This window comes from Aquitalea pelogenes (assembly GCF_041914625.1).
GTDB classification, from domain to species: domain Bacteria; phylum Pseudomonadota; class Gammaproteobacteria; order Burkholderiales; family Chromobacteriaceae; genus Aquitalea; species Aquitalea pelogenes.
Map to the genome: position 1 here is coordinate 102,075 of NZ_JAYSDA010000007.1, position 13,028 is coordinate 115,102.

The following is a 13,028-nucleotide window of genomic DNA, read 5'->3' on the forward strand; positions in this document are numbered from 1 at the left end:
ATTTCAGTCCTGTAAGGGTGAGCCGCCAATACGGGCAAGCAGACCACCATCAATGCGGATGACTTCTCCGGTAATGAAGGCGGCACGCTCAGACAGCAAAAAGGCCACCAGCTCGGCAACTTCGCTGGCATGGCCTGCGCGGCCCAGGGGGTGCATGCTGTCGATTTCTGTACGCAGAGCGGCAGGGGACGGGGAGCTGGCGATGGCATCGCGCAACATGGGGGTGTCGATGGAACCTGGGGCGATGGCATTGGAGCGCACGCCCTGGCTGGCAAAATCCACGGCAATGGATTTGCTCAGGCCGATCAGCCCATGCTTGGATGCCGTATAGGCAGCCACATTGCGCTGAGAGGCCAGGCCTTGCACCGATGCCATGAACACCAGGGCACCACGGCTGGCGATCAGCTGGGGCAACAAGGCCTGGGCCAGCAGGAAGGCTGCGCCCAGATTGGTCGCCATGACTTCATCCCAGCATTGCTGCGAGGTGTCCAGCGCCGAGCCATAACGTTGGATACCCGCGTTATGGGATAAGCCATGGGCACCGCCCAGTTCTTGCGCCGCTGCTGCCGCGGCATTGGCTGTCGCTCGGTCGGCAACCGAACCGATGACCAGTCGATGGGGAAGGTTGCGCGGCAAGGCCTCGGCCATGCGCGCCAGCCCTTTGGCGTCGATATCCACCAATACCAGTGGCTGACCATCTGCCGCCAGTCGCATCGCGACCGCTTGCCCAATGCCGTTGGCAGCCCCACTGACCACTATGCTCATTACCATCTCCAGCTTGGATTTGAGCGCTACCATACTAGTGGCCGAAAAGCTGGGTAACCGGTCAAAGGGTCAGCAGTGGCTTGGGTTCTTGGTGGTCTTGGCCAGAAATGACAAACCAGCCAGGGTGCATGATTGTTTACTGATGTCCCATTGGCGCTAGGACGGAAGGGATGCAGCCATGGCGAGCCATACCCTGTACCAGGCATGGTCTGACACTTGGGTCAGGGAGGCACTTCCCAACGAGCGTCTACCGTTCCACAGCGATCTGCGGACGAGTCGAATCAAAGAAAGGGGTGAAAGGGGCGATGGAAAAGTCCGATAGCTTTAAGACAGAGGCGAGCATCAGTCGCCTCCGGGCTCAAACCAGTTTGTTGTTACGGGCAAAGTCAGTCAGGTCCACCACGTTCGAAATACCCAGTTTTTCGAAAATATTCACCTTGTAAGTGCTAACTGTCTTGTTGCTGATGAACAGCCGGTCGGCAATGTCCTTGTTCGACAAGCCCTGGGCAAGGTGTTGCAGGACGGCAAGTTCACGGTCAGACAGTTTTTCGATACGACTGTCGATCTGGTTTTCGTCATTAAGCTTGGCACCGGATACCACGTCGCGGGGAAAGAAACTGTAACCGGCCATGATGGCATCCGATGCCGACAGGATGGCGTTGAGGTCTTTGCTTTTGCTGACAAAACCGTCTGCACCGGCCTGCATGGACCTTGAGGCATATACCATTTCATCCTGCGCCGACAAGACCAGCAACTTGATGGCGGGATGTTGATTCTTGATGCGCTTGATCAGTTCCAGTCCACTGATGCGGGGAATGTTCAAGTCGATGATGATGAGATCGGCTTTATGTTCTCTGACCAATTCGATGACAGACTGGCCATTGTCGGTTTCCCCGATGACCGCATACCGGCCGGATTTTTCCAGAACGGAACGGACAGCCAGGCAAATGGCCGGATGATCATCGACAATGATGACGCTTTTCATGATTAATCTCCGGAAATGATCAGGATTGGAAGTTTTTATTCGTTATGGGACTGTTGGAGAGTAAATGGGTTTGTTGAAAAATTTCATAAGATAAATCTAGTATTCAATCAGAAATTTCCCATCATCAATCAGTGCTGAGGCAAAGATAATATAAAACTTATAAAAGCAATGTAGCACATTTCAGGTGAATTTCATGTCAGGGTTATTCAATGCCGGACGTCATCGTCCGCTGCAGATTCTTGTCGCCGAAGACCATCCGGCGCAGCGTCAGGTCATCGTTTCCATGCTGGATAAGCATGGTGGATGCTTGGTGGATGAGGTGGGGGATGGCTTGCAGGCACTTTCATTGCTGAAAGCCAATAAGTACGATCTGATGATCTGCGACCTTGGCATGCCTGAACTGGATGGCATTCAGTTGATGCGTCACCTCAGCCAGCTGGATGATCTGCCGCAGTTGATTTTTTGCAGTTCTCATACCGAGGACATCCTGCAGAGCGTGCAGCGGTTTGGCGTTCACTACCATCTTCCAGTACTGGCTTGTCTGGAAAAGCCGTTTTCGGCGAGCGAACTGTCCACCCTGTTACAGCAATGTGTACGGCAACTGTCGGATGACACGGCTTCGAAGGCTATCGAAAGCATGGTGTTTTCCCGTCAGGAGCTGGAAGAAGCGATGCAGGCTGGCCAGATCAAACCCTGGTATCAGCCCAAGATCGACCCGCAAACGCTTGAGGTGCTTTCGGTTGAAGCCCTTGCCCGCTGGGAGCATCCGGTACATGGCGTGCTGACGCCCGATGTGTTCCTGCCGCAGGTGGATGTGTTGAATCTGAGCGAGAAACTGCTTTGTACCATTTTGCGCCAGGCTGCACGGGATTGCTGTGCCTGGGATATCAAGTTTCCGCAGAAAAGGCTGGGTGTGGCAGTCAATATCAATGTCCGCGAATTTGATAAACCCGATATGCCTGAAAAATTGAATTCCATCATTCAATCCATGCATTTGTCACCAGGTCGCATTACCCTTGAATTGACAGAAACCCAGCCGCTGAATAACTTGAGTTTGTCATTGGAAAATGCCATTCGCTTGCGGGTGATGGGTTTTAATCTGGCACTGGATGATTTTGGCGCCGGATATTCCGGCTTTCATCATTTGCGTGAAATTCCGGCCAATTCGGTCAAGATTGACCGCTTGCTGGTGCATCAGGCAGCAGGAGACCCGGCAGCAGAAAAGCTGCTGGGTTTTGCCGTGCGCATGTTGCAAAGCCAGAATGTCTCGGTGGTGGTGGAGGGCGTCAGCCGACCTCAGGATTTCGAGCTGGTGAAACAACTGCAAGTGGATCTGGTACAGGGCTTCCTGCTGGCGGAGCCGATGTCGCGAAGTCGCTTGGACTCCTTCATGATGACACCGGCTGGCACGGCCAACTAGACGCGGCGTAGCGACCACTGCGCCAGTCCGATCAGGCTGATACTGCAGCGCTGTCAGTTGTCCAGTGCATGGTGGTACACCTGCTAGCCAAGCTGCTGGCCTGTTGCCGGTAATTCATACAGCAGTGGCCACCAGTCGGTGACTATCACTCCTACTGCACATGGCCACCAGGCAAAGGTAAAAGAACTGATGTCCGGTTTTTGCCTGGCAATGGTGGGCAGTCCGGCATACGACAGCGATCCGCCAATGCACATCATCGCACCACCCAGAAAACCATCAGGCAGAAATAATATTGACAATATCAACAACCAATTATATTGTTGATATTGTCAATCAAATAATCATGCGCTTGTTTGTCCGGACAAGACATGCCTGCAAGGAGTTGCCCTTGGCTGAATCAAGCCCATCACGCGAACGCGGCCTGTTGTGGTTGCTGGCGCTAACCCAGTTCACCATCATCATGGACTTCATGGTGATGATGCCGCTGGGGCCGCAGATCATGCACGCCTTTGCCATCAGCCCGGCGGCATTTGCCACTGCGGTCTCGGCTTACTCATGGTGTTCCGGCCTGTCCGGCCTGTTTGCCGCCACCTATATCGACCGCTTTGACCGCCGCCGCCTGCTGTTGGTGATATACGGCCTGTTTGCCGTTTCCAACCTGGTGTGTGCGATGGCCGGTAATTTCCACATGCTGCTGGTGGCCCGTGCGTTTGCCGGTTTGAGTGGTGGTGTGCTCGGATCCATCATCATGGCCATTGTCAGTGACATCATTCCGGTTTCCCGCCGTGGCGCAGCCACCGGTACCATCATGACGGCCTTTTCGCTGGCCGCGATTGCCGGGGTGCCGGCCGGCATCGTGCTGGGTGCTCATCTGGGTTGGTCTTCGCCGTTTTACCTGCTCGCGGTATTGTCGGTGCTGATCTGGCTGGCCGCGCTGGCGCTGGTGCCTTCCTTGCGGCTGCATTTGCAGGTGGCACCACCGCCATTGCGTCAGGTGTTGCCGGATTTGTGGCGTTTGCTGAGTAATCCGCTGCATCTGCGCGCGTTCGGGCTGACCTTTCTCATGCTGGTGTCGCACATGATGGTGATTCCCTTTATTTCGCCAGTGCTGGTAGCCAACCATGGTATTGCCCCGCAGCAGATTGCCTGGATTTACATGGCAGGCGGGGCAGCGACCTTTTTTACCTCCCGCCGTATCGGCAAACTGGCTGACCGCTATGGCAAGCACCAGCTGTTTCGCATCATGGCCTTGTTTTCCATGCTGCCGGTGCTGTTTGTCACCCATTTGCCGGATTTGCCCTTCATTGCCATCGTGGCTTTTTTCCCGGTCTTCATGGTGGCCTTGTCCGGTCGCATGATTCCACTGCAGGCATTGCTGACCACCGTGCCACAGCCACAAAACCGTGGGGCATTTCTCAGTGTCAACAGTGCCATTCAATCCCTGGGGAACGGTTGTGGAGCCTGGTTGGGTGGTTTGTTGCTGAGTAATACCGCCAGTGGCCAGATTCTGGGTTATGGCCTGAATGGCTGGTGTGCGGTGGCACTGGTAGGCGTGGCCTTGTGGTGGGTGGGGCGCGTCCAGGGGCAAGTGACGCCCGAGCTGGCGAAGGCGCACTCCTGAAGGCAAGGGGCGTGGCCAGGTAATGCGATATGGCTGGTGGATGAGAAAATGTAATGGTGTTGTGCTGGTTGAAGTTTTGCTGCCGACGTTAGAATGACGACCTGATCTGATACGCAGCCATCAGCCGATTGAGGAAACGGCGTGGCATACAAGGCGTTGCGGATGTGATGGTTTGAATTCGGGGCATAATCATAACAAGCATGCAAAACAAGAATGGCAGGGCACCATTGGCACGACCATGGTTAAGCGGCAGCAGCAACTTGCTGCTTGGGGCAGGGCTGGGTGCGTTGTGCTTGCCACTGTGGGCAGCGGAAGTCAGCAATGGCATTACCACCATCAAACCGCAGCTGGGGGAGGCCACGTCGCTGGATGTCGGCGCTGCCAGCCTGTCCGTGCGCGGCTGGCTGGGCCTTGGTACGGTAATCCGCGCGGCCAACCCGGACCCGGTACTGGTCAAGGGGGCGTCCATGAATACCCTGAACGATGGTGATCAGAACTATCGTGCAGGGGATGCCGTTTCCAGCGCGATTGAAAGCTATGTGCAGGCCGACCTGCAATACCAAGGCCTGGGGCTGCGGCTGGCCGGCAAGGCCTGGTATGACTACACCCAGGCACAGCAATCGGTGCTGCATGGCAATGTAAGCAACCATTACCAGTCTGGCGCGCCGCTGAGTGATGAAGGCTTCGTGCCTTTGGGCCGATTTGGCAATGTGGTGCTGGATGATGCTTATGTATATGGCACCACGGCGCTTGCCGGCTATCCCCTGCAGTTGCGTGCCGGGCGGCAAACCATTCCCTGGGGGAGTCCCACTGCCGGGGGCATGCTGTCCCAGGTCAATGCCACCGATTACGCAGCACTCAGTCGCGCCAGTTCGGTGGCGGCCGAGACGGGTATTCCGGACTGGGCCGTCTACGGCAAGCTGAACCTCAGCGAGCGGCTGACTCTGGATGCCTTTTACCAGTTTGCTTTTGCTCCCAATGTCTATCCCGGTTGCGGTACTTTTTATTCCACTGGCGATTATGTGCAGCCAGGGTGCAATCAGCTCACCCTGAACGGTGCCTTGTTGTCTGCCATTGCCCACCGCAGCATCAGCACCAGCGATGCGCAGTCCCTGACGAATGCGCTGGACTATGTCAGCCGCGCCCCAGACCGCCTGCCATCCGGTGGACAATATGGTGCCGGCCTGCAATATCTGCTCAATGGTGTGGGCAGGTTTGGTTTTTATGCGGCCAATATCGACAGCAAGGTGGGTTATACCGGTGTGCAGCACAATACTGCGGGCGTGCTGACCCCCTTGCTGGCCAATACTGGCCAGGCTCAGGCTACCGGACTGAGCAGCCAGTATTACCGCAGCTATCCGGCAAATCTGCATTTGTTTGTGCTGAACTTTGCCAGCCGTCTGCCGGACAAGACCGGGCTGTATGCCGAGCTGGGCTATATACCGGACCAGCCACTGGCCTGGAACGGCGCTGATTTTCTCAACGGTCTGTTGCTGGGGCGTGGCCCGCTGGCGCGCTTGTACAAACTGCCGGCAGGTGCCAGCGCGGACGGCTATGACCGCTATCAGGTGATGAACCTCAGCCTCGGCGCGGAGCGTCCGCTGGGCAAATGGGCTGGTGGCGATTTCAAGTTGGCGGCTGAACTTGGTTTCAAACATGTATTCTCCCTGCCGGACCCGGCCGTGATGCGCTATGGCCGTGCTGGCTGGGGCATGGCGGCCAGTCAGGCGTATGCCACTTGCAGTGGCGATGCCGCTACCTGCCGGCTGGACGGTTTCATCACCAGCAATGCCTGGGCCGCCCGGCTGCGGCTGGAGGCCCGCTATGCCACCGGCTGGCCGGATATCACGCTCACCCCCGCACTGACCCTGGGGCAGGATGTGCGTGGCTATTCCTATGATGGCCAATATTCTCAGGGGCGGTTTACCACCATGTTCAGCCTGGCGCTGAATGTGCGGCGAGACTACCAGCTGGACCTGAGCTATCTGAAAACCGGCGGTGGTGATTACAATGTGCTGCGTGACCGCAGTCTGGTTTCCCTGGGGCTGGGCATGCGCTTGTAAGCCGCACGTCCTGTTTGCCAGTACCGGGGCTGCCCCTTACACTGGCGGCGCAGTTTTCCCCGCCCACCCATGCCAATACCCCAGTCGACATGAACCAACAACTCGCGCTGAACAAGATCAATCAGGCCATGCAGCATCTGCAACAGGGAAAGGCTGCCATGGCGCGTGACAGTTTGAGTCGCGTCCTGAAGGCCTTCCCCGACAGCCCGGAAGTGCATTTCCTGCTGGGGCTTGCCTTGGTGCAACTGGTGCAGCCCAAGGGGGCGCTTGCGCATTTCAACAGTGCCATCGCGTTGGCACCGGACCTGGCCGAAGCCTATGTCAACCGCGGCATCCTGTTGAAAAACCAGCAGCAGTTGACCAAGGCCTTGCAGGATCTGGACCGTGCCGTTGCTTTGCGTCCTGGCATGGCGGAGGCCTACAGCAACCGTGGCAATGTGCGGGTATTGCTGGATCAGCCCGAGCAGGCTCGCGCGGACTTTGCCATGGCGATACGGCTGGACCCGCACAATGCCGATGCGCTGGTGAATATGGCAGCGCTCAAGGCGGATGGCGGGGAGTATGCAGAATCGAAGGTGCTGCTGGAACGTGTGCTTGCGCTGCGGCCCAATGATGCTCTGGCACGGCATAACCGTGGCTGGCTGTCATTGCTGCAAGGCGACTATGCCCGTGGCTGGCAGGACTACGAAGCGCGCAAGCTGGACAAGCAGCTAAGCCTGCGTGCCGGCTTGCAGCGCTTTTCCCAGCCGGAATGGCAAGGTGAGGACCTCTCGGGCAAGACGCTGCTTTTGCATCAGGAACAGGGCCTGGGCGATGCCATCCAGATGCTGCGTTACCTGCCGCAGTTGCAGGCGCAAGGCGCTCGGGTGCTGATCCTGCTTAATGCGGCGCTGGTACCGCTGGCCAGCCAGTTGTTGCCGTCCGGTCAGGTGTTTACCCAAGGTGAGGCACTGCCGCACTTTGACTTGCACTGCCCGGTGATGTCGCTGCCCTTGCGTATGGCCACCACGCTGGACAACATTCCGGCGGCGCAGGGCTATCTGGCGGTGGATGAAGCTTGCCAGCAGCATTGGGCGGGCTTGCTGGGAGAGAAGAAACGCTTGCGTGTCGGGCTGGCATGGTCCGGTTCGGCCAAGCATCTGAATGACCGCAAGCGCAGCCTGACGCTGGCTGCGCTGTCCGGCCTGCTGCAGCCCGATCTGCTGCAACAGGCTGTCGAGTGGCACAGCCTGCAACGCGAATACCGTGAAGATACAGGCGAGCGGGCTGCCTCCGGCATCATCGACCATGCGGCGCAACTGCTCACCATGCAGGACACCGCCGGGCTGATCAGCCAGCTGGATCTGGTGATCTGCGTGGATACCTCGGTGGCGCACCTGGCCGGTGCTTTGGGCAAGCCGTGCTGGCTGCTGCTGCCATTCAATCCGGATTTCCGCTGGGGCTTGGGCCGTAGCGATAGCCCCTGGTATGCCAGCATGCGCTTGTTCCGCCAGCCACAGCCCGGTGACTGGGCCAGTGTGCTGGATGAAGTTGCCGGCCTGTTGGCACAGCAGGTGGCTGACTGAAGTCTGTCAGTCGTCGCGGGTGAGCACTTCCAGTACTTCGATTTCAAACAGCAAATTGGAGTGCGGCGGAATGCGCGTGCCTATCTGCCGCTCGCCATAAGCCAGCGCCGCCGGAACCCACAGCTTGCGCTTGCCGCCCACTTTCATGCCCATCAGGCCGATATCCCAGCCCTTGATCACCCGGCCGGTGCCGATCACGCACTGGAAGGGGCGTCCCTTGTCATGCGAGGAGTCAAACTTGCTGCCATCTTCCAGCCAGCCGGTGTAGTGGGTGGTAATCAGTGCGCCGCGCACCACTTCCTTGCCGTCACCAATGTGCAAGTCTTCGATTTTCAGTTGCTGGTCCATCTGTTCCGTTACCGCTTCAGTTGCATGTCAGGCGGCATTTTAGCCGCCCTGTGGCAGCGGGAGAAGCAAGATGCACTAGCCGGGCTGGCCATCGCTACGCGCTTGCAGATACAGCCGGACAAAACGCAGGCTCCAGCCCAGCAGCAACAGCAGGCAGGCGCAGGCGCTCAATACATACAGGCGGGCTGACCACGTGGCGGGCAGGCAGTCGGTGGCCACGCGCAGCAAGGCCATGCCGTGCACCGCCAGATACAGCCGCCACAGCCAGGCAGGTGCTTGCAGCGGCTGACCGGCATGGCCCAGCGACACGCGGGACACAAAGGCAATCACCATGCTGATGAAAAATCCTGTGGTGATGGCATGCAGCGGTGCCAGCCCCAGCGACACCGGCAGCAGCGCGGCCAGGCTGTACAGCAAGAAAGCCAGCGGCAGCCAGGCAAAAGACAGGTGCAGCATGCACAGCAGACGATTCTGCCCGGTACGCCAGCCCTGCCAGCGCCGACAGATATAAACCAGCAACAGGCAGAAGGGCAGGTCAGCCGGCACTGTCGTCAGTCCTGCAATAGACAGCAGGCCGTGCAGCCAGCTGCCGCTCAGCATGGCCCACAGCAGCCAGTCCGGCTTCCAGGCCGGAATGTTTGGCATGGCGCTGACGGTGAAAAACGGCAGCATGCGGTGGCAGACGGTAAGGAACACCGGCAGCAGAAAGCCCCACAAGGCCAGGTCACGCATCAGCAGCCAGCCGCTGGCATTGCCGCTGTACAGCCAGTACAAGCCAGCCAGCAAACCGGCAAAACCCAGTACAAAGCCGCACAACACCATCCATGCGTGCAGGCGGTTTGCCTGCTGGCTACGCCATATCAATTGCCCAAACGTCAGTGTCAGCCCGGCAAAACCGGCGCTATACAGCAGCTGCCCGGCCAGCAAGCAAGCACGGCCCAGACCAAGGCCGACCAGCCACAACAGCAATCCGCCGGCCAGCAAGGCCGGTACGCCCAGGTAACGGGGGCGGGATGGCGCAGGCACGCCCAGCCAACGCGGCCCTGCGGTAAAAATGAAGCCGGTCATGAATAGCGGAAAGATGCCGTACAGCATCAGGAAGGCATGGGCCATCACCGCCGGGACAGCAGGCAGGATGGGGTGGCTGCCCAGGCGCGAGGCCAGTTCGGCAAACCAGGCCGCAAACAGCAACAGCGCCAGCAACATGCCAAACAGAAAGGCGATGCGGTGCGGTGCGCGCAGCAAAGGGTGGGGGAGTGGCTGGGTGTTCATGGCGAGCTCAATGCAGGTGGTGATGGCCGAGTATCGCCAGCAGGCGGGCAGGATGGGAATGATTCGCGTCAAGACAATCAGCCGTGCCTGTCAGGCAGACAGGCACGGTGGACTGGCCGGTGGTGGCCAACCGCTGCCTTGCACCCCCGGGGCAAGCAGGCGCAACGCAGCCGTTTCCTGTTGTCAGCCCTTATTGCTTGAACAGCACGGCGATCAGGTCTGACTGGGTAATCATGCCGCACAACTGGCCGGCGGCATCGATCACCGGCATGTGGTGCATGCCACCATCGGAAAAGGCCAATGCCAGTTCGCTGATGGGCTGGGTGGCCTGCAGGCTGCGCACCGGCTGGCTCATGATGTCGGCTACCTTGCCATCCAGCCGCGCTGCCTGCGGGATGGCACTGGCTTGATGGTGGGGCAGGAAGAAGTCATGCAGTGACACCATGCCTTGCAGCTGCCCGGCGGCATCGGTCACTGGCAGGGCTTTTACCTTGTGATGGGCCAGTTTGTCCCAGGCTTGCTGCAAGCTGGCATCCGGCCGGATGGACACCACATCACGCGACATGATGTCGGCACAGCGGATGGCACCAAAGCGGCGCTTTTGTGCCTGTTGTTCTGCTGCGGTGAAAATGGCGGCCAGGTCGTCCTCGCTGACGTCCAGCACTTCGCCAAAATCGGCCAGAGCCTGGTGCAGGTCCTGCTGGTTGAAGGCACGGCGTTCGCTGGGCAGCGGGTCCTGCGTGTGGTGCGGATTGGCGTTGTCTGCCGGCAGATGCGGATAACGGCGCTGCACGGCATTGTTGAACAGCAAGGCCACGCCCAGCAGCAGCAGGGAATTGGCCAATACCGGCCACAGCACAAACTGGAAGCCCATGGCCTGGATGGCCGGGCCGCCCAGTACGGCGGTAATGGCGACGGCACCGCCGGGCGGGTGCAGGCAGCGCAGCTGGAACATGGCGGCAATGGCCAGGGCACCGGCCATGCTGGCTGCAAGTCCGGGGTCGGCAATGGTGTGGGCGCAGGCTACGCCGATGACGGCGGAAACCAGATTGCCCAGCAACATGGACCAGGGCTGGGCCAGCGGACTGGAAGGAACTGCAAACAACAGCACGGCGGAAGCGCCCATCGGAGCGATGAACCAGGGGCTGGAGCCACCCAGCGCGGCACGGCTGATCAACTCGGTCAGCAGCAGGCCAATACCGGCACCGACACAGCCATAAAGCCGTTCACGGCGGCCCGCCAGTAACTGGGCGGGCAGAAAGCCACGCAGCCAGTGCCGCGTGCGTGGGGTTTGGGGTGAAGAAGTCATGACAGATACAGAGGTGGGGTGGTGGGATATTATATCGCGTAGCGATATTTTCATGCGCAGAACCGCTGGTGCGGGCTGTCTTGCTCAGGCTTGCAGCTTTTGCTGTACGTTCAGCAGCAAGTCCAGCGACTGGGCACCGCCCAGGTCTTTCAGCAGCAACAGCTCCTCGCGGTGCAGGGCGGCCAGCTTGGCCACCAGCTCCTGCCCCTTGGGCAACAGGCTGATCTCCACCTGGCGGCCATCCTGGCGGCCCGGGGTTTTCTTTACCAGGTCCTGCTCCTCGCAGCGCTTGATCAGCCCCACCACGCTGTGATGATGCGATTGCAGCCGCTCGGCCAGTTCCGCCACCGTGGCCCAGTCGCGCCCCGGGTAGCCCTGCACCTGCAATAACAGCAGGTATTGCAAGGGCGTGATGCCGTGCTCTTGCGCCAGCTCTTCACTGAAACGCAAAAACTGGCGCAGCCGGTAACGGAAGTCGGCCAGACGTTCGAAATCCTGTTTGCTGAGTAGCGGAGCGGTCATGGTGGGCAACAGCGGGGAGAAAACACAAGTCTGCTCACCATATCACAACAGCCCGCCACTGCCGAATTGCGCGGCAAAGCAAACCGGGGACGCATAGGCAAGCGGCATCTCCTCTTGCTGCTGCAGGAACAATTGCAAGGCACGGGCGGCGCTGAGCGTGGCATCGGCTTCGGCATGCAGCAGGATGATGTGTTGCCGTCTGGCCATGTGTGCCAGCCATTCCCAGCGCTGCGGATTATTGCGCAGCACGGCCCAGTAGATTTCGCAAAACTGACTCCAGCGTTCCTCGCGCCAGTGCATCCAGTCGCTCAGGCCCGGTGCGGGCGACAATGCCGGCACATGACGCAAGCGGCGCACAACATCGGCTGGCAGGCCGGCAGGCGGTTCGCTGCCGATCAGGAAGGCCGGTGTGGAGTCAGGCTGGTAGCTTTGCAGGGATTGCAGGGTGATATGCATGATGACTGGCTCCGTTTACAACAAGGGCAGCAGCAAGAGTGCCACTACAAACAGCCATACCAGCGCACCGATGGCGAAGATGGTATAGGCCAGCGACAGGGTATGCACCGAGTCATCGTGCTCGAACCAGGCATCCAGGCCGTGGTATAGCAGGCCTGCCGATGCCGCCAGCCCCAGCAGTGCACACAGCACATTCAGCGCCGGGTAGGGCAGCAGCAAGGACACGGCAGACAGCCAGATGGGCAGCGGCACCAGCGCTGCCAGCCGGTAGCAGTCGGCAAAGGCCGGGCGGCTGCTGGCATGTACCGACTGGCGGATGACCCAGGCCATCAGGCTGACGGCCAGCCAGCTGGTCAGCAGCAGGATCAGGCTGGCTTGCTGCCAGTTTTGCAGCGGCACGCCGGGAGCATAGCTGTCGGCATGATAAGTGGCGGTGTACAGCACCATGCCACCGGCAAACAGGGATGCAGGCAGCACGATCTTCACAAAGCTGTTCAGCACGGATGGATGACGCTGGCCTAGCTGGTCCCAGCCATGGCGTGATGAGTAAATCATCTGGAGCGGGTGTTGCAGGTTCATGGCGATCTCCTTGGCAGCGACAGGCTGCCATCCAAATATATATCGTAATACGATATAAATCCACAGCAAAATGCACACATGGCGGAGCATGCTGGAGTGGGGAGTGGGGAGTGGGGAGTGGGG

12 protein-coding genes are annotated in these 13,028 nt (G+C 59.3%); 4 read left to right on the top strand and 8 right to left on the bottom strand.

Annotation, left to right across the window (positions count from 1 at the left end; all coding sequences use genetic code 11):
- Positions 1 to 3 precede the first annotated feature (3 nt).
- Both ACE3SE_RS07905 and ACE3SE_RS07910 read right to left on the bottom strand, forming a co-directional pair.
- The gene (locus tag ACE3SE_RS07905; RefSeq protein ID WP_374554478.1) at positions 4 to 765 is read right to left on the bottom strand and encodes an SDR family NAD(P)-dependent oxidoreductase; all 762 of its coding nucleotides are present in this window, start codon (positions 763 to 765) and stop codon (positions 4 to 6) included.
- Between the two features lie 358 nt (positions 766 to 1,123).
- Positions 1,124 to 1,750 (bottom strand): response regulator transcription factor, encoded by a 627-nt coding sequence (locus ACE3SE_RS07910; RefSeq protein ID WP_045846221.1) that lies wholly within the window; start codon positions 1,748 to 1,750, stop codon positions 1,124 to 1,126.
- A gap of 193 nt (positions 1,751 to 1,943) precedes the next feature.
- Here ACE3SE_RS07910 and ACE3SE_RS07915 point away from each other — a divergent pair, with 193 nt between their 5' ends.
- From ACE3SE_RS07915 to ACE3SE_RS07930, 4 genes are all read left to right on the top strand, one after another.
- Positions 1,944 to 3,170, top strand: a complete 1,227-nt coding sequence (locus ACE3SE_RS07915) for an EAL domain-containing response regulator (RefSeq protein ID WP_374554480.1) — start codon at positions 1,944 to 1,946, stop codon at positions 3,168 to 3,170.
- Between the two features lie 388 nt (positions 3,171 to 3,558).
- Positions 3,559 to 4,791, top strand: a complete 1,233-nt coding sequence (locus tag ACE3SE_RS07920; protein WP_374554482.1) for an MFS transporter — start codon at positions 3,559 to 3,561, stop codon at positions 4,789 to 4,791.
- A 200-nt stretch (positions 4,792 to 4,991) separates the two neighbouring features.
- The gene (locus ACE3SE_RS07925) at positions 4,992 to 6,854 is read left to right on the top strand and encodes a DUF1302 domain-containing protein (protein WP_374554484.1); all 1,863 of its coding nucleotides are present in this window, start codon (positions 4,992 to 4,994) and stop codon (positions 6,852 to 6,854) included.
- Between the two features lie 89 nt (positions 6,855 to 6,943).
- Entirely contained in the window at positions 6,944 to 8,419 is a 1,476-nt protein-coding gene (locus tag ACE3SE_RS07930; RefSeq protein WP_374554486.1) for a tetratricopeptide repeat protein, read from the top strand.
- Between the two features lie 6 nt (positions 8,420 to 8,425).
- Here ACE3SE_RS07930 and ACE3SE_RS07935 read toward each other — a convergent pair whose 3' ends face one another.
- The 6 genes from ACE3SE_RS07935 to ACE3SE_RS07960 form a co-directional block, all read right to left on the bottom strand.
- A complete protein-coding gene (locus ACE3SE_RS07935) occupies positions 8,426 to 8,767 on the bottom strand; it encodes an FKBP-type peptidyl-prolyl cis-trans isomerase (protein WP_045846224.1) in 342 nt (113 codons plus the stop codon).
- A gap of 75 nt (positions 8,768 to 8,842) precedes the next feature.
- Positions 8,843 to 10,039, bottom strand: a complete 1,197-nt coding sequence (locus tag ACE3SE_RS07940) for an NnrS family protein (protein WP_374554488.1) — start codon at positions 10,037 to 10,039, stop codon at positions 8,843 to 8,845.
- A gap of 190 nt (positions 10,040 to 10,229) precedes the next feature.
- A complete protein-coding gene (locus ACE3SE_RS07945; protein WP_045846225.1) occupies positions 10,230 to 11,348 on the bottom strand; it encodes an HPP family protein in 1,119 nt (372 codons plus the stop codon).
- 84 nt (positions 11,349 to 11,432) lie between these two features.
- The gene (locus ACE3SE_RS07950; protein ID WP_045846226.1) at positions 11,433 to 11,870 is read right to left on the bottom strand and encodes a MarR family winged helix-turn-helix transcriptional regulator; all 438 of its coding nucleotides are present in this window, start codon (positions 11,868 to 11,870) and stop codon (positions 11,433 to 11,435) included.
- Between the two features lie 42 nt (positions 11,871 to 11,912).
- On the bottom strand, positions 11,913 to 12,326 hold the full coding sequence (locus ACE3SE_RS07955) for a DUF488 family protein, N3 subclade (RefSeq protein WP_374554491.1): 414 nt from the start codon (positions 12,324 to 12,326) through the stop codon (positions 11,913 to 11,915).
- 15 nt (positions 12,327 to 12,341) lie between these two features.
- The gene (locus ACE3SE_RS07960; protein ID WP_045846228.1) at positions 12,342 to 12,905 is read right to left on the bottom strand and encodes a YIP1 family protein; all 564 of its coding nucleotides are present in this window, start codon (positions 12,903 to 12,905) and stop codon (positions 12,342 to 12,344) included.
- Positions 12,906 to 13,028: the final 123 nt, after the last annotated feature.

Excerpts from the sequence above, each read along its gene's own strand:
- ACE3SE_RS07930 (WP_374554486.1), top strand. The coding sequence starts at position 6,944 with ATGAACCAACAACTCGCGCTGAACAAGATCAATCAGGCCATGCAGCAT.
- ACE3SE_RS07960 (WP_045846228.1), bottom strand. The coding sequence starts at position 12,905 with ATGAACCTGCAACACCCGCTCCAGATGATTTACTCATCACGCCATGGC.
- ACE3SE_RS07950 (WP_045846226.1), bottom strand. The coding sequence starts at position 11,870 with ATGACCGCTCCGCTACTCAGCAAACAGGATTTCGAACGTCTGGCCGAC.
- ACE3SE_RS07905 (WP_374554478.1), bottom strand. The coding sequence starts at position 765 with ATGAGCATAGTGGTCAGTGGGGCTGCCAACGGCATTGGGCAAGCGGTC.
- ACE3SE_RS07955 (WP_374554491.1), bottom strand. The coding sequence starts at position 12,326 with ATGCATATCACCCTGCAATCCCTGCAAAGCTACCAGCCTGACTCCACA.
- ACE3SE_RS07940 (WP_374554488.1), bottom strand. The coding sequence starts at position 10,039 with ATGAACACCCAGCCACTCCCCCACCCTTTGCTGCGCGCACCGCACCGC.
- ACE3SE_RS07915 (WP_374554480.1), top strand. The coding sequence starts at position 1,944 with ATGTCAGGGTTATTCAATGCCGGACGTCATCGTCCGCTGCAGATTCTT.
- ACE3SE_RS07910 (WP_045846221.1), bottom strand. The coding sequence starts at position 1,750 with ATGAAAAGCGTCATCATTGTCGATGATCATCCGGCCATTTGCCTGGCT.
- ACE3SE_RS07945 (WP_045846225.1), bottom strand. The coding sequence starts at position 11,348 with ATGACTTCTTCACCCCAAACCCCACGCACGCGGCACTGGCTGCGTGGC.
- ACE3SE_RS07935 (WP_045846224.1), bottom strand. The coding sequence starts at position 8,767 with ATGGACCAGCAACTGAAAATCGAAGACTTGCACATTGGTGACGGCAAG.
- ACE3SE_RS07925 (WP_374554484.1), top strand. The coding sequence starts at position 4,992 with ATGCAAAACAAGAATGGCAGGGCACCATTGGCACGACCATGGTTAAGC.